Annotated in this window: 18 protein-coding genes and 1 pseudogene; 5 read left to right on the forward strand and 14 right to left on the reverse strand. The window is 43.5% G+C overall.

Annotated elements, in window-relative coordinates; translation table 11 throughout:
• Window positions 1-263 (forward strand): transposase (locus BS63_RS0106390; protein WP_028798499.1); only part of this gene is annotated, 263 nt, incomplete at its 5' end.
• Window positions 264-483: 220 nt separating this feature from the next.
• Here the strand turns inward: BS63_RS0106390 and BS63_RS0106395 are convergent.
• The 3 genes from BS63_RS0106395 to rnpA form a co-directional block, all read right to left on the reverse strand.
• Window positions 484-1611, reverse strand: coding sequence for a Jag family protein (locus tag BS63_RS0106395; protein WP_002960671.1), 1128 nt, complete (start codon window positions 1609-1611; stop codon window positions 484-486).
• 100 nt (window positions 1612-1711) lie between these two features.
• On the reverse strand, window positions 1712-2512 hold the full coding sequence (locus BS63_RS0106400; protein WP_019786899.1) for a YidC/Oxa1 family membrane protein insertase: 801 nt from the start codon (window positions 2510-2512) through the stop codon (window positions 1712-1714).
• A gap of 626 nt (window positions 2513-3138) precedes the next feature.
• Entirely contained in the window at window positions 3139-3474 is a 336-nt protein-coding gene (gene rnpA, locus BS63_RS0106405; protein WP_019770847.1) for a ribonuclease P protein component, read from the reverse strand.
• Window positions 3475-3899: 425 nt separating this feature from the next.
• Here rnpA and BS63_RS1000000112480 point away from each other — a divergent pair, with 425 nt between their 5' ends.
• Together BS63_RS1000000112480 and BS63_RS1000000111370 are read left to right on the forward strand one after the other, a co-directional pair.
• Window positions 3900-4463, forward strand: a complete 564-nt coding sequence (locus tag BS63_RS1000000112480; protein ID WP_412774914.1) for a hypothetical protein — start codon at window positions 3900-3902, stop codon at window positions 4461-4463.
• A pseudogene (locus BS63_RS1000000111370) lies at window positions 4456-5607 on the forward strand (5'-nucleotidase C-terminal domain-containing protein); the annotation flags it as partial. The gene BS63_RS1000000112480 and the pseudogene BS63_RS1000000111370, both read left to right, overlap by 8 nt.
• A 196-nt stretch (window positions 5608-5803) precedes the next feature.
• Here BS63_RS1000000111370 and argH read toward each other — a convergent pair.
• The 7 genes from argH to BS63_RS0106455 form a co-directional block, all read right to left on the reverse strand.
• Window positions 5804-7252, reverse strand: coding sequence for an argininosuccinate lyase (argH, locus tag BS63_RS0106420; RefSeq protein ID WP_019769029.1), 1449 nt, complete (start codon window positions 7250-7252; stop codon window positions 5804-5806).
• Between the two features lie 369 nt (window positions 7253-7621).
• On the reverse strand, window positions 7622-8812 hold the full coding sequence (locus BS63_RS0106425) for an argininosuccinate synthase (protein ID WP_002962368.1): 1191 nt from the start codon (window positions 8810-8812) through the stop codon (window positions 7622-7624).
• A 799-nt stretch (window positions 8813-9611) separates the two neighbouring features.
• On the reverse strand, window positions 9612-10361 hold the full coding sequence (locus tag BS63_RS0106435; protein ID WP_002962370.1) for a response regulator transcription factor: 750 nt from the start codon (window positions 10359-10361) through the stop codon (window positions 9612-9614).
• 413 nt (window positions 10362-10774) lie between these two features.
• Window positions 10775-11509, reverse strand: a complete 735-nt coding sequence (locus BS63_RS0106440) for an NUDIX hydrolase (RefSeq protein ID WP_002962372.1) — start codon at window positions 11507-11509, stop codon at window positions 10775-10777.
• Entirely contained in the window at window positions 11506-12306 is an 801-nt protein-coding gene (gene pnuC / locus BS63_RS0106445) for a nicotinamide riboside transporter PnuC (RefSeq protein WP_002962375.1), read from the reverse strand. The genes BS63_RS0106440 and pnuC overlap by 4 nt, the downstream gene beginning before the upstream one ends.
• A 553-nt stretch (window positions 12307-12859) precedes the next feature.
• Window positions 12860-14314 (reverse strand): glutamate--tRNA ligase, encoded by a 1455-nt coding sequence (gene gltX / locus BS63_RS0106450; protein ID WP_002962462.1) that lies wholly within the window; start codon window positions 14312-14314, stop codon window positions 12860-12862.
• Window positions 14315-14400: 86 nt separating this feature from the next.
• Window positions 14401-14946: a cysteine hydrolase family protein gene (locus tag BS63_RS0106455; RefSeq protein ID WP_002962460.1), complete on the reverse strand. Its 546-nt coding sequence runs from the start codon at window positions 14944-14946 to the stop codon at window positions 14401-14403.
• 111 nt (window positions 14947-15057) lie between these two features.
• On the opposite strand from BS63_RS0106455, the gene BS63_RS0106460 reads away from it, so the two are divergent.
• A complete protein-coding gene (locus BS63_RS0106460; RefSeq protein WP_021674258.1) occupies window positions 15058-15450 on the forward strand; it encodes an Lrp/AsnC family transcriptional regulator in 393 nt (130 codons plus the stop codon).
• A 49-nt stretch (window positions 15451-15499) separates the two neighbouring features.
• Here the strand turns inward: BS63_RS0106460 and BS63_RS0106465 are convergent, their stop codons facing one another.
• From BS63_RS0106465 to BS63_RS0106480, 4 genes are all read right to left on the reverse strand, one after another.
• Window positions 15500-16153 (reverse strand): hypothetical protein, encoded by a 654-nt coding sequence (locus tag BS63_RS0106465; protein WP_002962456.1) that lies wholly within the window; start codon window positions 16151-16153, stop codon window positions 15500-15502.
• Window positions 16154-16365: 212 nt separating this feature from the next.
• Window positions 16366-17112: a TIGR00266 family protein gene (locus BS63_RS0106470; RefSeq protein WP_002961593.1), complete on the reverse strand. Its 747-nt coding sequence runs from the start codon at window positions 17110-17112 to the stop codon at window positions 16366-16368.
• A 108-nt stretch (window positions 17113-17220) separates the two neighbouring features.
• Entirely contained in the window at window positions 17221-17715 is a 495-nt protein-coding gene (locus tag BS63_RS0106475; RefSeq protein ID WP_002961591.1) for a beta-class carbonic anhydrase, read from the reverse strand.
• A 138-nt stretch (window positions 17716-17853) separates the two neighbouring features.
• Window positions 17854-19578, reverse strand: coding sequence for a CHAP domain-containing protein (locus BS63_RS0106480; protein ID WP_002961589.1), 1725 nt, complete (start codon window positions 19576-19578; stop codon window positions 17854-17856).
• A 333-nt stretch (window positions 19579-19911) separates the two neighbouring features.
• On the opposite strand from BS63_RS0106480, the gene BS63_RS0106485 reads away from it, so the two are divergent.
• The gene (locus tag BS63_RS0106485) at window positions 19912-20232 is read left to right on the forward strand and encodes a hypothetical protein (protein ID WP_002961588.1); all 321 of its coding nucleotides are present in this window, start codon (window positions 19912-19914) and stop codon (window positions 20230-20232) included.
• Window positions 20233-20305: the final 73 nt, after the last annotated feature.

The following is a 20305-nucleotide window of genomic DNA, read 5'->3' on the forward strand; positions in this document are numbered from 1 at the left end:
TAGCTCCTCAAAAGGGGCTTTACATCAACGAACGGTACCAATATTTAAAGCAAAAAGAAGTTCAAGCGCTTTTATCTCCTGAGGGCAGTCAAGTTTTCGCACAACGCAAGGTTGATGTGGAGCCTGTCTTTGGGCAGATAAAGGCTTGTTTGGGTTACAAAAGATGTCATCTGCGGGGGAAACGACAGGTCAAGATTGATATGGGATTGGCCCTTATGGTCAATAATCTCCTCAAATACAACAGGAGAAGCAACCAAACCTAAAAAACAGAGGGTCACCAACAAGTGATCCTCTGTTTTTATGGGGGCAAATGGGTTTTGTCCCAGGCCCATATACTTTTTTTAGATTCAATAATAATTGACCAGTTCAAATCCTATTTTGGCTTCCAAAAGATGCCTGAAATAAACATTATAAAAAATCAGTGACTAGAAGCAGATGAGAGAACAGCTGCCGGTAGGCGATAGACGAAACACTAAATAAAATCTAAGGCTTACTTGGAGCAACCACCACGTACCTCTTAGGGTCATGACCTTCTGAATAACTGTCCACGCCTGAAATTTTAGCGATGGTCTTATGGATAATCTTACGTTCATCATTGGACATGCTATCCATACGATAGGGCTGGTCGCTGTCAAGGACACGCTCAGCAATCTTATGAGCAAACTCAATCAGAGTTTCCATGCGACGCTCAACATAGTCGTGCACATTGACCGTGACAGACAGGGAGCGGGAAAAGTGGTCGTGGAGATAATTCTGCGCTAAGACTTGCAGAGATTTGAGTACCTTACCATGGTAACCAATCACCCGACCAGCTTCTGGAGTCTCAATCTGAATGGTAATCTGACGGCTGGTATGGCTAGTATGTAGGCTAGCCTCTACATCCATTTCATAGATAATGGATTCTAGGTAGGCGGTCACAGAGCCGGTTGCTTCCTCAATGTTCTGCTTATCCATAGAAACTGTTACTTGGGCCTCGCTGGTCTCAGAATCTTGGACAGTATTGTTGGCTTCCGATGCTTCATGACTGGCTTGAGCAGAATCTTCTTGGTCAGCTAAAGCCGCTGTTACAGGTGCTGTCGCCGTCTCTTGAGAGACAAGTTCGACATCAGCTTGGCCAGCACCTTCGTAGCTCTCTTCTGCCAATTCATCTTCCCAGTCAAGACCTTCCTTGTCCAGCTCTTCCTTCTTACGCCGATATTCCTCGACAATTTCATCCGGAAGCAAATCGCTGAGCACAGAAGTGATGGAACGTCTAGCATCCAGCATTTCTGATTTGACATTCTCATTAACAATTTGACCACGTTTTTCCAAATAATTGATAATGCTAGTCACCTTACGGGACTCAGCAGCCTCTTGTCTAAGGGCCTCCTCAGAAGCCTCGCGTTTGCTAAGAGCTTGAGGCAGGCTTCTGACAATATCTTGATCAGCTTGTGAAACCGTTGTCCGGCTAATAATTTCGACATCCACCTGAGCTGGTTTTTTACCAAAGCCCAAAAAGCCCTTCTTTCCACGAGATAAAACTCTAATGGAGGCTTTAGTACGAGTAATGCCTAAATCACTAAGACCTGTTTGAATTGCTTCTTCAACAGTGTCACCCGTGAATATTACCATAATATCTATACTCCTTGGCTAACAGTTAAATCTTTCTCTCAATCAAATCAAGGCCTCAATACCTTGACTGCTTTTAGAATCAACATTTTTTCTGTCGCGCTTACTTACGTTTTTTATGAGCCTTTTTCTTGGCTTTGCGGATTTTAGCTGCTCTTTCCTTTTCCAGCGCTTCTTTCCGTTCTCGTTCGGCAATAATCTTAAAAGGATTGTGGAAAACCAGGACTTGAGCAACCTGGAAGGCATTACCAACCGCCCAGTAGAGAGCGATACCACTAGTAAAGCGGGTACCAATCCAAAGAATAAAGAGGGGCATGATGATGCTAGTGGCTGTCATAAAGGCATTCTTTTCCTTAGTGGCCTTGTTGCTGAGCCACATGGACAAGAAGGTAAAGAGGGCCGCTAAAATTGGCAGGATAAAGGTGCCATCATTTTTCCCCAGATTCCAAATTAAAAAGTTACCCCGGCTGAGAGCAGGAACCCGAATCAAAGCCTGATAAAGGGCCATCATAACTGGCAATTGAATCAGGATAGGCAGAAAGGCCGCCCATTGGTTAACACCATTTGCCTTGTAGAGTTCCTGAGTCTTCAAATATTGCGTATTGCGATCATCCGCATACTCTTTTTGAATCCGCTTGAGCTCAGGCTGCAATTCCTGGATTTCCCGACTGGACTTCATTTGTCGATTGTAAAGAGGTACCAGGGCAATCCGGACAATCAGGGTAATGAGAATAATTCCAATACCGACCGAACCGCCGAAGGACAGCCATTGAATGGCACGCCCAAAGGCATAAACCAATTGATCCCAGCCGGTTGATGAGCTGCTTACAGAACTACGGCCGCAGGCCGATAGGACCACCAAGGCCGCTAGTGCTAGGCCGCTTAATCTAAGTTTTTTCTTCACAAAAATAATCCTTTCAAATAAGATACCACGGAGCAAAGCCACCATCTTGTCCACACAAGAGCTGACTAACTTCAACCAGCCAGTATTTTCGACTGGCTGGTTTTTGTGTCGCCAAGCCGTTAAATAACTCAAAGAATTTTAGGGAAATCAACGCAGGTGCTTGCACCTAGGTGATTTCATCTAAATTCACAGAGTTGTAGGCGGGTTAAATTCAATAAGTTAAGGAAATGGGAGTGAGACAACAATCGTGATTTCTTCGAAATCGATTTGCCTCACTCTTTAGTTTCAAGGTTCGGGAAGAAATAGTCTATCCTCAGACTATTTCTTTCTCACCCCCGCACAGTTTATTAGGAAGAACGCTGTCCCGAAGGGGACAAGTACTTTACCGCCGTTTCACTGGCATGTGAGTGACTAAACACTAAAGTGTCAAGTCACTCATCACAAATCAACCACTGCGTCAAACTGTTTGTTGATGACAAAAGTAACGAGGTGAGGACTTTTATCCCAGCTTCTATTTCCTACGGCAACCACTAGGGCGGCTTGCCTAAACTTCTTACTAAGTCCAATAATCGAGCACTATCGGCCCTCTTATCTGACTGTCGCATTCTCTGAGGAAGAAGAGAGATTTAGTCTTGATAGAGACCAGCCAAGCTGAGAACATGCTTCAAATTCTGCTTGACCTCATGATAATTGAGCTCTTCTACACCTCTCCTAGCGATAACTACAAAATCATGCGTCGTTAGAAAGGGGGAAAATTCCATTAAGACATGCCGCAATTTGCGCTTAATCCGATTGCGAACCACAGCATTCCCCAACTTTTTACTGACAGATAGACCGACACGAAAATGTCCTTGCGTTTTTTCCAAACTATAAACAACGAATTTTCGATTGGCAACACTCTTCCCCTGCCCAAAAATAGCTTGAAAGTCTTGATTTCGCTTTACTCGATAGGTCTTCTTCAACTCAGTCTCCAAATCCTCTAAATTATCCCTTATTATATCATAAAAGACCAAAAAGCCCAAAACCGCTCGGATTTAATGCCTATTGACATCTCTAATTGACTTCTATCACCAAGTTATATTTTATCACTAGTTAGTCGCAAATGCCAGCCGAATCTAACCCCAGCAACTAGATCAAGGTAAAAGGTAAGCCCAGGAAAATATTGACTGTTATACGATAGAAAATGATTATTATAGAAATAAAGTTCGGCTTTGGCACTTGTTCAATATAAATTCGCGTGCATAATAGCAATCGAAAACTTCATAGACGAACATTAAGAGGTGATAGGACAACTTATTGCATTGATATCGGGCTTACAAGACCCAACCCTGCTCTCCTTTTTGTGGCCGCCTATATCTTCAACAACTATTTAGCAAGGAGTTTCTCTATGTCCAAATACTATCTCAGAAAAAGTGCCCTGGTCCTATCCCTGATTACAGCTGGGCTAGTTGCTAACCAAGTTCAGGCTGACGGTCAGGCCAATCCAGCTCTGAATCAAAATCAGACAGCAGCTAGCACTCCGACAGAGCACGCAACTGCGAATCAGACCAGTGACCAGACTAGCCCTTTAAACCAGGAATCTCCAAAGACTCCAGAGGCTGCTAGCGATGGCCAAACCAGCAAGCAAATTCCTGATTCAAACCAAGATCAAGACTCTAAGGGCTCTCAAGCAAGCACATCTGCTGAGCAGGCTCCCAATAATCAGAACCAGGCCCTGGCTCAGAACTCAACACCTCAAACTGCCAATCAAACCAATCCTGCTGATTTAAAGCCAGTTGAAGGAGAAAAGGTGGATGTTCAGATCCTTTCAACAACTGACCTCCATACCAATCTGGTCAACTACGACTATTATCAAGACAAGGCCGCTCAAAATATCGGACTAGCTAAGACCGCCCTACTGATTAATCAGGCTGAAAAAGAAAATCCCAATTCTGTTCTAGTTGACAACTGATTATGTCCGCGAACAAGTGGGGACGACTACTGCTCCCATCAATAGTTACTTCGCCCTAGTGGAAGATGACCCATCTATTCAAATCGTCAATAACGCCCAAATTTGGTATGTTAAAGACCAATTGGCCGGAACACCAGAAGCTAGCCTGCCTCTCTTGTCCGCAGCTGCTCCATTTAAAGCTGGCTCCCGCAACGATGCTTCTTCCTACACAGATATTCCAGCAGGCCCAATCGCCATCAAGAATGTCGCTGACCTCTACCTCTACGACAATGTCACCGCCGTCCTCAAGGTGACAGGTAAAGATTTGCGGGAATGGTTGGAAATGTCTGCTGGCCAATTTAATCAAATTGACCCAAATAAGACTGAAGCACAAGAACTGATTAACCCTGACTACCGTACCTACAATTTTGATGTGATTGATGGGGTCAACTATACATTCGATGTTACGCAACCAAATAGATATGATAGTGATGGCAATCTCGTTAATCCAGATGCCCATCGTGTCCAGGACTTAACCTACCAAGGGGAACCCGTCAAAGATGACCAAGAATTTATGGTCGCCACCAATAACTATCGGGCCAGCGGAAACTTTCCTGGTGTAAGGAATGCTAGCCTAAACCAATTGCTCAACCTGGAAAACCGTCAAGTCCTTATCAACTACATTACAGCCCTAAAGACCATCAATCCCACAGCTGATAACAATTGGCACTTGGCTGATACCATCAAGGGCTTAGATGTCCACTTCCGTACGGCCGAACGGGCCAAAAACCTCCTAGGCAACCGCTCAACGATTCAATTTGTTGCTGCCGGCCCAAGCAATAATGGCTTTGGCGACTTTAAGTACATTTACAGCGACCAAGTCAGCCAAGCTAGTCCGGTCACTCCTGAAACCCAACAAGTCCAGGGGCAAGAAACAAGAGGCCAAACAGGCTTGTCCCTTGAAGAGCGACAAGCCATCCTGCAAATGGTCACCGAAAATTATCAATCCTTACAAAATCAGACAAGGAGGCCAACTAAGACTAAAACCAATCAGAATGCCCAATTGCCAAAGACAAATGGCCAATCTAGCTGGGGCTTGAGCCTGACCGGTTTGCTCATCAGTAGCCTTGCTGTAAGTCTCTTACCAAAATCAAAACGTCATTAAATTAAGAGCTTTCAAATTGGCTTGGGATAAAGCTATTTCATCCCACAAAAATAGGGGTTCACTTCTTGGTGAGCCCCTATTTTTAGATTCGATTGCCTCTCTTCTTTTGTTGTATTTGAAGACTAACATAAAAGCTCCCACTAGCAATTCCCTAGTGGGAGCTTTTTGCGACTGAGCAACCAGACAACTGCCCCTCTTAAAGATTTTTCTTAGCTTCTTCAATCTGCCAGCGAACCTGATCGAAGCCAGTTCCGCCAAGAGAATTGCGACGTTGGACAGCAGTCTTGGATTGGAGGGTGGTATAGATGTCTTCCTCAATTAAATCGGAGATTTCTTGGTAGCGTTCCAGAGGGACATCTTGGAGGTAATGGTCATTCTTGGTGCATTCCAAGACCAGCTTACCAACGATTTCATGAGCCTGACGGAAAGGCAAACCCTTGACAGCCAGATAGTCGGCCAGTTCGGTAGCATTGGAGAAGTCTTTTTCGGTAGATTCAGCCATGTGGCTATCGTTAACGGTCATGCTGGACAGCATACCAGCCAGAATATCAATGGCCACCGTAATGGTTTCCACCGTATCAAACATCCCTTCCTTATCTTCCTGGAGGTCCTTATTGTAGGCCAGAGGCAGGGATTTCATAACGGTCAAGAGACCGGTTAAATTACCATAAACCCGACCAGTCTTCCCACGAATGAGCTCGGCCATATCAGGATTTTTCTTTTGAGGCATGATGGAAGATCCGGTTGAGAAGGTATCAGACAGGGTGATAAACTTGTATTCGTTGGAACACCAGTTGATAATTTCTTCACAGATGCGGCTCATGTGCATCATGAGAATGCTGGCATTGGACAGAAATTCCAAAATAAAATCACGGTCAGAGACAGCATCCAAAGAGTTGCTGTAAGGGGCATCAAAGCCCATCAAATCACTAGTCAGCTGGCGGTCAATGGGGAAGGTCGTTCCCGCCAAGGCTGCAGCCCCTAAAGGCGAGAGATTGGTGTGCTTTTGGTTGAAGTCAAAACGTTCGCTATCCCTGGTGAACATATTGTAGTAGGCCATGAGGTGGTGACCAAAAGAAATGGGTTGGGCATGTTGCAGGTGGGTGTAACCCGGCATAATTGTGTCAACATGCTTATCCGCCAAATCCACCAGGCTCTTTCGCAGATTGTGTAATTTATCCAAAACCTCAGCCAATTTAGCCTTGAGATAGAGGTGCATATCGGTTGCAACTTGGTCATTACGAGAGCGAGCCGTATGGAGCTTACCAGCAACCGGACCAATTTTCTGGGTCAAAAGAGACTCCAGATTCATGTGAATATCTTCATTGGAAACATCAAACCCCAGTTGTCCTGCATGAAATTCCTGCAGGAGCTCTTCTAGCCCTGCCTTGATTTGACCAGCTTCCTCTGGAGCGATGATACCAGTTTGCCCCAGCATGGTCACATGGGCAATCGATCCCTTCAAGTCAAATTCTGCCATCTTCTGGTCAAAAGAAATGGACGCTCCAAATTCCTCCACCCACTTTTCCAAACCGGCCTCAAAACGACCGCCCCAGAGTTTATGATTTTCTGCCATAGTTTTACCAGGTTCGCCTAAGCAGCGAACATTCCCTTCCTTTAGTGTCACAGTTTTATGCAAGGCCAAACAGAATCATTTGCTTGCCTAGCTTTCTTCTTTCTTATCATATCAAAAAAACTAGCCTATGTCATAGCTAGTTTTGATGGTCTCACAGAACATTTTCCTGAAAGGAAGAAATCATCTCCCCTTTCAAGCCTGTCGGTTGGCTCACTGGACAACCTAGTCAGGTTATACTCTTGGAAAATCAAAATCTTCCGTCGTTAACTCACCTTGCCGTACCATAGTACTGCCTGCAGCTCGTTGCCTCGCCAACTTTTGATTTTCCTTGAGTATAAAGTTTAAAGAAAAGAGGTCCAGATGGGGCTCTCTGACCCCTTTTATCTGAAGATTTTTCTTGAATTCTAAAGGGTTTGTTGCACCCTACCGAGAATAAAATTATTTGTGATTAACTTGAGAGTTAACTTGAGTTGGTAGCCCCCAAAGTTTGATGAAGCCAACAGCAGCATCTTGGTCGAAGCTATCAGCTGTAGTGTAGGTTGCCAAGTTTTCATCATAGAGAGAATTTGGCGATTTCCTTGCGACCACCTTAGCAGAACCCTTATAGAGTTTAACCTTGGTAGTCCCGTTAACCACCTTTTGCGTTTCCTTGATGTAGGCCAAAATAGCATCGGTTGCTGGGCTGAACCAAAGGGCATTATAAATCAGGTTGGACAATTCATTTTCCAGAATTGGTTTGAAATGAGAGACTTCCCGAACAAGAGTCAAATCTTCAATTTCCTTATGGGCTGTCAAGAGGGTGATGGCACCAGGACATTCGTAAATTTCCCGAGACTTGATACCAACTAGCCTATTTTCCACGTGGTCAATCCGGCCAACCCCGTGCTTACCAGCCAAGTCATTCAATTTTTGAATGAGGTCAGCCAATTTCATTTCTTGACCGTCGATGGCAACGGGTTTACCAGCCTTAAATTCAATATCGACAAATTCAGGCGTATCAGGAGCTTCTTCAACAGAATTGGTAATGCCAAAAGCTTCTTCTGGAGCTTGGTTCCAAGGATTTTCTAAGATCCCACATTCGTTGGCCCGACCCCAAAGGTTTTGGTCAACAGAATAAGGGTTGTCAAGGTCAGCAGGAACCGGTACACCATTTTCCTTAGCGTAGTCGATTTCTTCCTCCCGAGACCACTTCCATTCCCGAACTGGGGCAATAACCTTAAGTTCAGGTGCCAAGGCTGCAATAGCCACTTCAAACCGAACTTGGTCATTTCCCTTACCGGTACAACCGTGGGCAATGGTGGTTGCTCCAGTCTTGTGAGCAATTTCTACCAATTTCTTAGCAATAACTGGCCGGCTAAGGGCAGATACCAAAGGATATTTTTGTTCATAATAGGCATGGGCTTGCAGGGCTGGCAGAACGTATTCTTCTGCAAATTCATCCTTAACATCAAGGACGTAGGATTCAACCGCACCAACGGTCAAGGCCTTGTCGTGGATGAATTCCAAATCCTTACCTTCGCCGACGTCCATGCAGACAGCAACGACATCATAATCCTTTTTCAACCAGGTAATGGCAACGGAAGTATCAAGACCTCCTGAGTAAGCTAGAATGACTTTTTCTTTTGACATAATTATTTTCTCTTTTCTTTCTTTTTTGGTTGTTTTTGTATATCTCAACCTTACGAAACCCATTATAGGGTATTTTTATTCACTCGTCAAGGATTTTTTGTATTTTTTTTCGATTTTTTTATCTTTTTTTGATTTTTATTCATATTCCGACCGAATATACAGAAAAATATTCATTCTGATAAATGTGAGCTGACATCCTAGTCCAAATGCCTCCCAAGTTACCCATGTTAGTGCTGATGCCAGCAGGAGACCGTCTACCCGCCAACCCTGTCAACAAAAAATCAGATTAATCTCTTCAACGGCAGAATGAAAGGTCGAAATCTGATACCTTGTAGACCTTGAATTTTTGTTATCTACTAGAGTTAATAAAGAGCCAAAATATCAAGAACGGTTTTTCAAGACAAAAAAAGAACCCGCCGTCGCGAGTTCCTTTCCATTTCACAGTATATTGGGAGAGAGATGAGAAATGGGTTTCGAATAAATAAGAAGTTCGGGATAAGTTTGCGTCTGTCTTCTACTAGTTAAAATTTTGGGAGAGAGAATCTAGTAGAAAACTTCATCCCTACGCTGGTTAGTATATCTCAAATAAAAGATATTTGAACCAAAATATCTTGAATTGTCGTTTTTTTATCTTGAAATGTCAAATTTTTTCCTAAATAACATATTTTTGTCTTAAAATGCCATATTCTTTGCCTGATTGAAATCTCTTCAACATAAATTTTATCTTTGATAGTGACAAACTTCATCATAAAAAATTTCTACACCAACTGTGTAAAGATTTATGAACTATGTAAGTACCTTAGGTCTTGCCCTGTCTAGCTTCCCACTCCTTCATAAGCGCCTTCATCTTTAAACGCGATACTGGACAGAAGTCTCCATTTTCAAAATAGACCAGTAAGTTGGCCTTATCAACACGACTGATATTATCCAAATTTATCAGGAAGGAACGGTGACAGGAGAAGAGTTTGGAATTAACTTCAACAATTTCTGACAGACTACCATAAAACTCAAGCCGCTCATTCCTCGTAATCAACATAACCTTGTGAGGAGTTGGGGAGGTCGCAAAGTAGTAAATATCCTTGAAAGGGAGCTGAACACGCGCTTGGGCGGACTCAAAGGTAAAGACTTCATCAACTTCCTCAGAACGATGCATATTATTGGCCGTATAGGCGATGACCTCCCGCAAATCGGCTTTGAACTGCTCATCAGGAGCCGTCTTATCAATAAAATCAAGGGCAGACACCTTATACTTGAAGCTAATTGGTGCAAATTCTGAATGGGTAGTCACAAAAACAATGATAGCATTAGAATCAATCTGACGGATGTCCGCTGCAGTCTCCAATCCCCGCTTTTCTTCTCCCTTAATCTCAATATCCAGAAGAAACAGTTGATGATTCCCCTTTTCAACAATCGCATCCAATAAATTTTGCGATTTTGAAAAAACCTCAAACTGACGGGCGGACACGCCATCCTCCCGCAAAATCTCTGCCACCAGAGTTTTAATCCGCGTCTGCTGGATTAAATTATCCTCTAAAATAAATATATTCATAAACTTTTTCCATTTCTAGTCATCGCTCTATAACAGTTAATATTATATTATTTTACACTTAAAATTACAAAAATTATTTTCAATTGAAAATAAAAAAGCCTCCCAAAAACTTGGGAGGGCAATCACGTTCAGTGAACAGCATGTTCTTATGACTGGTTAAAGGTTAGGAATACTGATTCGCACCCTGAGAAATCTCTCTCCCCATTCTCAAGGACAGGTCTCCACCACACTACCAGCTTCAACAGCAAGCAAACTTATCACTAATTCCTATCCAGTATATCATAACCTTCCTGTAACAGAAAGTAAAATGACCGTAAATTTAGCAAAAACTTTCGGATTCTCCTTTTTGAGAAGCTGTAACAGTGAAAAAGCTTGTGCAATGGTAACAAAAGGCTATCCTTTATTCCAAAAAATTAATCAATTTGCCAGGTAAATAAGGCTGCCTGACGCTTGCTAGTTTTGACCTTCTGGTCGGTCTTAGTAAAAAAACGCTTGTGTTTACGCCAAAAATCTGTCGAATTCATCATCTTATACCCAGGCCAAAAGCAAGCGTAAAATTTCCGATAAGCTGACATGGTATTCTTAGCTGGCAAGATGGACAGTACTGTGGGCTGGTAGGAAAGACGTCCCTTGATGCGAAGCAGGGCTGTCTGCAAAATATGAAAGTGATCAAAGGCCAGATACTCTTTGAGCAGGACCTGCCCATTAGCTTCCAACTGCAGCTTCCCTCTCTGATTCAGCCAAAGATTGACCCAGACAAGCTCGTCTGTCAAATTAGTCGGTACAGCCTGTTTTTGGCCAACCTGCAGATAAGCCAAAAAAGCCACAGACACCACCCATAACTGACTGTCTTGTTCAGGCTCCGAAAAGGTAGCCAGCTGTTCAAACTGGCTAGCTTTAAGCTGGAAACCCGTCTTTTCAAAAATCTTCTGGATAAGATTATCCTCTAGGGCTAAACCATTAGGCTGAAATCCTCCGACTAAGGCTAATTTCCCCGCCTGATCATCTCCGTCAAACCGTGCCGTCCGCCTTAAGAGCAGGACCTGCAGTTCTTCTTCATGATAGCGCAACAGGACACTGTCTACTGCTAAACTGGGACGTTCGTATTTCCATTTTGTTTTATCCTGATAGTCTTGACGACTGATCATACACTTCCTCCGTCTTTTTTGGCGGCCTTAGACCACTGGTACCAGCCGACCAAACTGTTGATGAGATAGATAAAGTATTTCCCCTGTATTTGCAGACTTTCTCCCCACCAAAGGTAGATGGAGAAAATATTGGTAGCAGCCCAGAAAATCCACTGTTCACGATAGACAGCAGTCATCAGGAGCTGGCCCACTCCATTGGTAGCATCAGTAACGCTGTCTCTGAAAGGCCGCCTAGCCCCGATAGACTGATAAATTAAGCCAAATCCCAGCCACCAGACGGCAGTAATCAGAAGGTACTTAAGCCAATTGCTAAACGTTAATTTACGGGCAACGAATTCCTGCTCCTTCTTTTTAAACTGGGATTGATAGATCCAGACAAAGAGACCAATGGGCTGCATGGCCGTAAAATAAAGGGTCGTCAGTACTTCACCATAAAATCCTTCCTGCAAAGCTAAAATCAGGTAAATGACGGAATTAATCAAGCCAAAGAAATAGTTGCTGGCCCGCCCCTCCGATACAAAAATGACACAGATAATGCCGGTCAGACTGCAAGTCATGCCGACCCAGTCCCTCACCTGATGATTGTAATAAAGTTCTAACCAAAGCGGAAAACTGCCCAAAACAAGCAAGTAGAGCCATTGGGGCAGGCTGCGATTGGCAAAAAGGTCATCCCAGAAGCGCTTGAGGCTCTCTGCCAGAGGCCGCTCCTTCAATCCTTTAACAATCATCTGTAAGCCCTGTGACATTTCTTGCCAAGTTGTACGGATACCTTTGATTTTTCTTTCAAAATAATTCATGATTACTCCTTTTGTTTTTAGAGAGCCGTGTCCAGTGACTTGCGGATGCAACGCTCTATTTCTATTAAATGAAGCAGCCAATCTGCCGACTTCTTAGTTCTCAATAATAGTAAATTTACTATTATTGAGAACCATTATAATCCTCGAATAAGCAGATGTCAATCGTTTATTAAATTTTTAACTAAATTTTCCCGAAATAATGTCATGGATGAATATTGAGAGCATGATAAAAGGGCTGAGCCTTCTTACTCAGTCCTTTTGGGTTTATACTCAATGAAAATCGAAATTAGCCGAGGAAGGGAGCAATGACATCAAGTCACTAAAGTAACTGATGTCAAACGGCAATCTCCATAGCGATTGCCTAGCTCTCTTACTAACCTCACAAAGTTGGTGAAATCGACCAATTTTGCTCCGCATCGCACGAACTGAAGACAGCTCAAAAGGTCTGGGAGACCTTTTGAGGTTGGAGATGCAGAAAGCCTTGCTTTCCTTTCCTCAGTAAGTACGGCAAGGTGAGTTAACGACGGTAAATTTTGATTTTCGAAGGGTATTACTATAAGCTTTTCAGCATATTTTCAATATGTTGGATTGATTTTTCCTTGCCTAGGAGGTAGATGGTATCTGGCAATTCTGGACCGTGCATTTCACCGGAAACAGCAATCCGAATTGGCATAAAGAGGTTCTTACCTTTGATACCCGTCTCCTTTTGAACAGCCTTGATTTGCGGAAAGATATTTTCCACTTGGAAATCCGCATCTGACATAGCTTCCAGCTTGGCCTTGAAGGCCTCTAGGACGGTCGGTACAGTCTCACCAGCCATAAAGTCCTTTTCTTCCTGGGATAGTTCTGGGAAGTCTTCAAAGAAAAGATCGGTCAGAGGGACAATCTCATCAGCCGATTTGAGCTGAGGCTTGTAGAGCTCCACCAACTTTTCAGCCTTATCAGTCAAGCGACCAGCTTTTTCCAAGAAAGGCTTACAGAGGGTAAAGATGGTGTCAAAGTCAGCCTTCTTGATATAGTCGTTGCTGACCCAATCCATTTTCTTTTGGTCAAAGGCCGCTGGCGACTTGCTGAGGCGAGTCTCATCAAAGAGCTTAATCAATTCCTGACGGGAGAAGATTTCCTCTTCACCACCTGGGTTCCAGCCCAAGAGGGCAATAAAGTTGAAGACAGCTTCTGGCAGATAGCCCTTCTTGCGGTAATCTTCAATAAATTGCAGGGTATTGGTATCACGTTTGGACAGTTTCTTGCCGGTTTCAGAGTTGATAATCAGGGTCATGTGACCAAATTGTGGAGGCTCCCAACCGAGTGCTTCATAAACCATGAGCTGTTTAGGTGTATTGGCGATGTGGTCATCCCCACGGATAACGTGAGAAATTCGCATATCGTGGTCATCAATGACAACGGCAAAGTTGTAGGTTGGATAGCCATCACGCTTTTGGATAACCCAGTCACCACCGATATTGTTACCCTCAAACTCGATATCGCCCTTAACCATATCGGTCCACTTGTAGATACCAGCCTCATTAACCGCCAGTCGGACAGTTGGAACAATACCAGCTGCTTCTCGCTCTGCGATGTAGGCAGCTTTTTGATCTTCACTCATGCCCAAGTATTCATTGACATAACGAGGAGTTTCGCCAGCCGCTTCTTGGCGTTCCCGCTCTGCTGCCAATTCTTCCTCGGTCACATAGGACTTGTAGGCCTTGCCTTCTGCCAAAAGCTGGTCAATATACTTTTGGTAAAGGTCTAGGCGTTCCGATTGCCGATAACGCTCGTGAGTTTCTGGGCTTTCATCCCAGTCTATTCCTAACCAACGCAGATTTTCCAACTGGGAGCGTTCGCCATCTTCGACATGACGCTTGCGGTCGGTATCTTCAATCCGGATAACAAAGGTTCCCCCGTGGTGGCGGGCATAGAGGTAATTAAAAAGGGCAGTCCTGGCATTCCCAATATGGAGCAGACCCGTTGGACTTGGTGCATAACGCACACGAATTTCATTAGACATAGTCTTTAGCGTCTCCTATTTCAAAATGATTCAATCCTTATCATTATAGCACTAAATAAGGAAAAAAGGGAGTGAATAAGAGGACATCAATTTTCATTCAAAAACTCGTTAGTCAATTGAAGCAAAGCAAAATTTCTAAGAGCAGATAAAAAACTGGTTTGAACAGCTTCAGCATCTACAGAACTATCAAGATATGATAAATCTTTGGTTGCAGTACAGTCAGAAACCACAATAGGACTAAAACCCTTTTCTTTAGCTGCTCTAGTTGTCGAATCAATACACATATGTGTCATCATACCAACAATAACAAGTTGCTCCACTTTCAATTCTTTCAATATACCATAAAGATTAGTTCCTAAAAAACTATTTGGAAATTTTTTCGTAACAAGCCTGTTGTTTTGGGCCATCCTTAAATCTCTATGTAACTTGACTCCATCGCTATTTCTGGCAAAGAAGTCTGCATTTTCATCATCTTTAATATGTTGAATATAAATAACTGGTGACCCTTTTTGGTTAAAACTCTCTACTAACAGATTGATATTTTCTAGAGCTTTTTGTGATTGAAATAACTCACATTTTCCACCCGAGAAATAGTCGTTTTGTACATCTATCACTAATAGTCCTTGCTGCATCTTACATCTCCTTAAATTATGATATGATTAGTATAATGCTAAATATATTAATCGTATATAAGTTGATGAAATTATATTGATAATCTGACTTTCAATTTGAAAAAGGTAAACATGGATAAAATTGACAAAGAGATTTTGAAACTTCTAAAAGCCAATAGCCAGCTAACCAACAAAGAAATCGGCAAACAAGTGCATTTGACCGGCCAAGCTGTGGGACAACGCATTATGAAATTAAAAGAAGACGGTACGATTGCCGCCTTCTCTACCACTATTAACTATCCCAACCAACAATTTATTATGATTTACATGGACAGTAATGATTTCAAAAACTTCGAGAACTTCATCACAAAATCCCCTCAAATTGATGAATTTTATAAAATATCTGGCCATGCTTGTTATCTAATTAAAAGTCATTTTGCCAGCCCTGAACTCGGAGACTTCCTTGAAAATTTATCAATCTGGGGAAGATATAATGTGGAAACAGTCATTAAAAATTTAATCTAAATAGGTTCACAGCTTAAAGTGAACCTATTTTTTAATCATAAATAATTAACTAAAGATAAATAACCTCTAGATTTCCGAACGACACACTGCCGGTCAACTCCAAGGTCTTGCTCCCTTTAGAAGATTGGCTAGGCAGGCTGATGGAGCCTAGAGGACTTGAAACCTTACAAACAACCGACCAATCTCTAGGAATATAGAGAACCATACTGGCAAAGGAAACTGCAACCTCAAAGTTAGCAATGTCCCCCAAAATAACAGCCTCATCAAGATAGATTACCTTCTTGCCAAAGGATACTTCTGCCCCGTCAGAGATAAAATTATCATCTCTGATATGAACCGTATGACTAGTGTAAGGCTGATAGCTGTAGCTATTATTTATCTGGGGGCGCCATCTAAAACGCCAAGCCTTCTTTCCCCTAAATAGAATATCCAGGCCCAGACCGGCCAGAAAGGCAATGAGACAAATGGTCGCATTGGGGAGATTTAGAAAATGCCATTGACTATTTAGGATAATCAGGAAGAAGGCTAATCCTAGAAAACTACTGGTAAAGGCAGCAGATAGGAGACTTCCCAGAAACCAGATAGCCGTAAAGGAGAGGCCCAAAAGAGCCCAGCCATCAATTAGGGCTGGAACAAACAAGGCTTGAAAGAGGATGAGGAGGGCTAGCAGAATCAAAAGGATTCCTAAAATTGACTTTCGCATGGGGAGCCTTTCTAGAGATGGGCTGAGGGAAATTTGGGAGATTAAGAAGAAGGAATGAGGGCTGAGATGGCAAGTTTTATCTTTATACTCAATGAAAATCGAAAATAGCCGAGGCAACGAACTGCAGGCAGTACTTGGGTACGGCAAAGTGAGTTAACGATGGATAGTTTTGATTTTCGAAGAGTATTAGGGGATTAGAAGGCCAACTCACCCTATAATAGATCCATCACACCAGAGCCCTTGCTGCTGGTGGATGGGCTGGCCAAGTGACCGCCGATAACTTGAGCAAAGGTCTCGATATTGAGGCTTTGGACATAGATTTCACCACTACCAGAAAAAGTATTAACGACCCCCTCACCGTTGCCCATCGATTGCAAGAAATCATTTTCCACATGAATCTGGTAATCTAGCGTGCTGGACCAGGCTACAACATGGGCATTATCAATGGTCATTTCCTCTTGCTTGAGCTCAATTTTCTGGATGGAGCCAAAACTATTAACCAGAAGGGTTCCCTGACCTTGCGTCGACATAACGTATAGACCACCCTGACCGCCAAAGAAGGCCCGACCAAGGGATTGCCGCTCCATAGTATATTGAGCTGAACCATCCAGAGCCAAGAAAGCTCCATCATTGAGGCGGTACTGCTTGACTCCCAATTCCAGGGCAATAATCTGACCAGGCGTGGCGGGAGCAATAGCTAACCTGCCATCATCTGCATTGGAAATGGCTTGAGTGATTAAGGCAGACTCACCAGAAGTCATAGAACGCCCGACCACCTTGAAGAATTTACCTAGGCCACTTTCCTTGGCATTGAGCTTGGTGTTGAGGGTCACTGATGGCGTATGGAAAACCATACTCCCCCGCTGAATATAGGCGGACTCCCCCGCTTCAAGGAAAATCTCAACTAAGGGGAACTGCATTTTGCTATCAATCCGATAGTTCATGTGATTATCTGACATAGGACCACCTCACTTTTCTCTAGGCTTAAAAACTAGTATAACTGCCGGTTTCCTCTGCTGTCAATACACTAGAGAAAAAATCAGCCCCGAGACTGAGACTGAAAAAATTCATTGAACCGGTGAAATCCGTCCAGTATCAACATCGTAGACGGCTCCGAAGATGGCAATATCTTTCGGAATTAAGGGTGAGGCCTTCAAAAGGGCAACATCCTGACGGACACTCTCTTCTACATTTTCAAAGGGCAGAAAATCCCTGTCCTGCAGATCTACTTGGAATCGTTCCTCCAAGTCTGCTACAAAATCAGCATTTTTAAAAGTTTGAGCCCCACAATCGGTATGATGAAGGACAACAACTTCCCGAGTTCCCAGCTGTTGCTGGGAAATAACCAAGGAACGAATCACATCGTCTGTTACTCGACCACCAGCATTCCGCAGAATATGGGCATCCCCCAGAGCCAAGCCTAGAGCAGGAGCAACATGGAGACGGGAATCCATACAAGTTATAATAGCCACCCTGGTCTTGGGCTTGATAGGAAGATGAGCCCTTCCGTGCAAATCAACATAGGCCTGATTAGCCTTGATAAAATTTTCAAAATAGGTCATAAAGACTCCTTATCCCGAGTAAGTATAATAGTTAAAAAAACAAATCTTCGACCATTATAGCATGGATAGATGAAAAAGCCGAGCTTTTACTCTAATCTCTGGAAAGGCAAAAAGCTCCAAAAACATGACAAACTTTAACTAAGATCTTTTGCCAATGACATAAGTCAACTCGGCTGCCTGATCAGCCGTAAAGGTACGATAAGAAACGACTCCTGAACCCAAGGCATTGGATTCAGAAATAAGAATGGAACCATCCTTTTTTACCTGCTCAACAATGGCCACATGACCATAATCTGGATCTGCACCAGCCTGACCTGGTGCGAAGGAAATGGCATAGCCCACCTTGGGCTGATGGCTGAGGTCATAACCTGACTTAAATTGCCAGTCACCACCATTGCCCATATAGGGATCGAAATTATAGCCCAGTTCATAGGCCCGATTATAGACATACCAAGTGCATTGACCCCATGGATAGGAATTGGCCAGATAGGTCTTCGGATTTATGGGACATGACAGTCGGTAACCTGCTGGTAGATTAACTTGGCTGTTTCCTGTTAGGTGCTTGAGCTTTTCTGGAATTTTCGGAGTGTCACCATGCTGGTCAATCCAAGTATCAATGTCCTGCATGGTTTGAGCTCGCCTCTTACCACTTCCTGAAGTATCAGTAAAATAGACACCCCCATCAAGAAGGACATTTAACTGTCCTGTGGCATTTTTGGCTGCCTTGTCGTCCTGTATTTTGAAGGTCCAATTTTTATTTTGAATCAAGGTTTGGGCCACCATTTTGTGAATGGCTTGATCATCGCTGAAATGACTGGCATTATTGGGATTGCTATCAAAGGCCCCATAGCCAAACATATTAGAGCCTGGCAGGGTTGCCACCCCAGCTGTCCCTAGGGAACTCTCGTGAAGAGCTATGGCAATAATGGCTCGCACATCAAGCCCCGTTTCCTTCTCCCACTTGAGCAGGAGCTGTCCATTAATTCGCCGCTGATCATAGGCTATACCTAAGGACTGCAAATAACCGTCCAACTGCTCTGCCTTGATACCATAACGATGGGAGAGGAGATTGTGACTATAAGCATCCGAACCTGACCAGTGCTCTACATAGGTGGTGTAGGTGAGGGGGCCTTTAGAATTCTTATCATCATCAGACAAATAAGTAGCATTAGGCTGACTCATCCGATAGCCGTCAAAAAAGGGACTAACTAGGATATCAGCTTGACCAAACGATGCTTGATTTTGCTGGTGAGCAGGAATTGACTTGGACTTGCCAGCCGGCTGACCTGATTTTGCCTTCGCCTTGGACTCTGATTTTTCTAGCTGTTTAGCCTGATTATGATCTACCTGCTTAGATTCTGTCTGCTGATCTTGGTCAGAACCAAAGCCTGTTCCTGAAGACGACCCGGTGCTACTAGAAGAATTGGTCTGTTCAGTTTGGTGGTCGGCTCCCTGACGGCTATCTGGTTGCCCATCAGAGGGCTGTTCTAGGGAAGCCTCCCCCTGACTTGAGCTTGAACTATCCTGGCTTGTTTTAGAATCTGCCCGTTTCTCTTCTTGATTGGCTTGAGAATTTGACGGCTTCTGTTCTTGCTTGTCCTGAGATGAAGAACCTGCACTAGCACCTTGAGATGGTGCCTCAGCGGACTCCCCAGACTCACTTCTTGCCTCTTCATTCTCAGATTCTTTTCCATCTTCCGAGGTGCTTACCTCGTTACTTTCATGGTCTCTAAATTTGCCCTGCTCCTGCCTAGGCCTACGAGCTAATCTACCGACAGTCTCTGCCAAGGTTACCCCTGGAGCCAGATAAGAGCCCGACAAGATGAATAGAAGTATCAGTGATAGAAATTTCTCTTTTTTCACAACTAGCAACTCCTTTCTTAAGGTATCAGAGAGAAAAGGCATCTTCTTGACCAAGCAAGAGATAGCTAACGGCAATCGCTGGTCTGATTGCCTAGCTCCCTGACAACTCCAAACGGCCAGTAATTCCGACTGTCTGGTTTTCGTATTGCCACAGCCAAAGTCACTCCAGTTTTACGCTTTAGAGTGATTACGAAAGCTACCATCTAAGCTTTCTATGTCCGATAAAGCAGTAGACTGCTTTATCTTCGTATCCCCAACCATAAAACAACTCAAAGAATTAAAAAGTCTTGTAGATTTCTTTAATCGATCCTGAAAATAAGGAAGCGAGGTAACATGGCAACTATTGGAGCAGACTTCCTTTTTCCGCAAAGCTGTAGGCAAGTTCAATTCACAAATATGTCTCACCTATTTATTCGTAAAAGGATTAGAAAAAGGGGAACGGAAATTGCTCTGACGAAGCCAGCAATCTCCCCTCACTCCCTAGTTTTAAGGCTTCAAGCGAGTCGCTACAGGAGACGCTATTTTGCGAACTACCTGCCTTTCCTACTACATTCCTTGCAAATAATCAGCAAGTTTGAAAGGAATCTGTCGCAAACTAAAAGTCTATCACAGACTCCCCTCGCTTCTTTACTTCCAGACTCAGGAAGTTTTTAGCCACTGAACAAAAACTCTACTCCCACCCCGCACAGTTGATTTGGATTTTTCAAACAGCCCCGCTAATGCCATT

The sequence above is a fragment of the Streptococcus sobrinus DSM 20742 = ATCC 33478 genome, assembly GCF_000686605.1.
Lineage (GTDB): Bacteria > Bacillota > Bacilli > Lactobacillales > Streptococcaceae > Streptococcus > Streptococcus sobrinus.

Coding starts and splice junctions, on each gene's coding strand:
- BS63_RS0106435 (WP_002962370.1), bottom strand. CDS start 10,361: ATGAATATATTTATTTTAGAGGATAATTTAATCCAGCAGACGCGGATT.
- pnuC (WP_002962375.1), bottom strand. CDS start 12,306: ATGAATTATTTTGAAAGAAAAATCAAAGGTATCCGTACAACTTGGCAA.
- gltX (WP_002962462.1), bottom strand. CDS start 14,314: ATGTCTAATGAAATTCGTGTGCGTTATGCACCAAGTCCAACGGGTCTG.
- BS63_RS0106425 (WP_002962368.1), bottom strand. CDS start 8,812: ATGTCAAAAGAAAAAGTCATTCTAGCTTACTCAGGAGGTCTTGATACT.
- BS63_RS0106485 (WP_002961588.1), top strand. CDS start 19,912: ATGGCAACTATTGGAGCAGACTTCCTTTTTCCGCAAAGCTGTAGGCAA.
- BS63_RS0106455 (WP_002962460.1), bottom strand. CDS start 14,946: ATGCAGCAAGGACTATTAGTGATAGATGTACAAAACGACTATTTCTCG.
- BS63_RS0106470 (WP_002961593.1), bottom strand. CDS start 17,112: ATGTCAGATAATCACATGAACTATCGGATTGATAGCAAAATGCAGTTC.
- BS63_RS1000000112480 (WP_412774914.1), top strand. CDS start 3,900: ATGTCCAAATACTATCTCAGAAAAAGTGCCCTGGTCCTATCCCTGATT.
- BS63_RS0106460 (WP_021674258.1), top strand. CDS start 15,058: ATGGATAAAATTGACAAAGAGATTTTGAAACTTCTAAAAGCCAATAGC.
- BS63_RS0106475 (WP_002961591.1), bottom strand. CDS start 17,715: ATGACCTATTTTGAAAATTTTATCAAGGCTAATCAGGCCTATGTTGAT.
- BS63_RS0106440 (WP_002962372.1), bottom strand. CDS start 11,509: ATGATCAGTCGTCAAGACTATCAGGATAAAACAAAATGGAAATACGAA.
- BS63_RS0106465 (WP_002962456.1), bottom strand. CDS start 16,153: ATGCGAAAGTCAATTTTAGGAATCCTTTTGATTCTGCTAGCCCTCCTC.
- BS63_RS0106395 (WP_002960671.1), bottom strand. CDS start 1,611: ATGGTAATATTCACGGGTGACACTGTTGAAGAAGCAATTCAAACAGGT.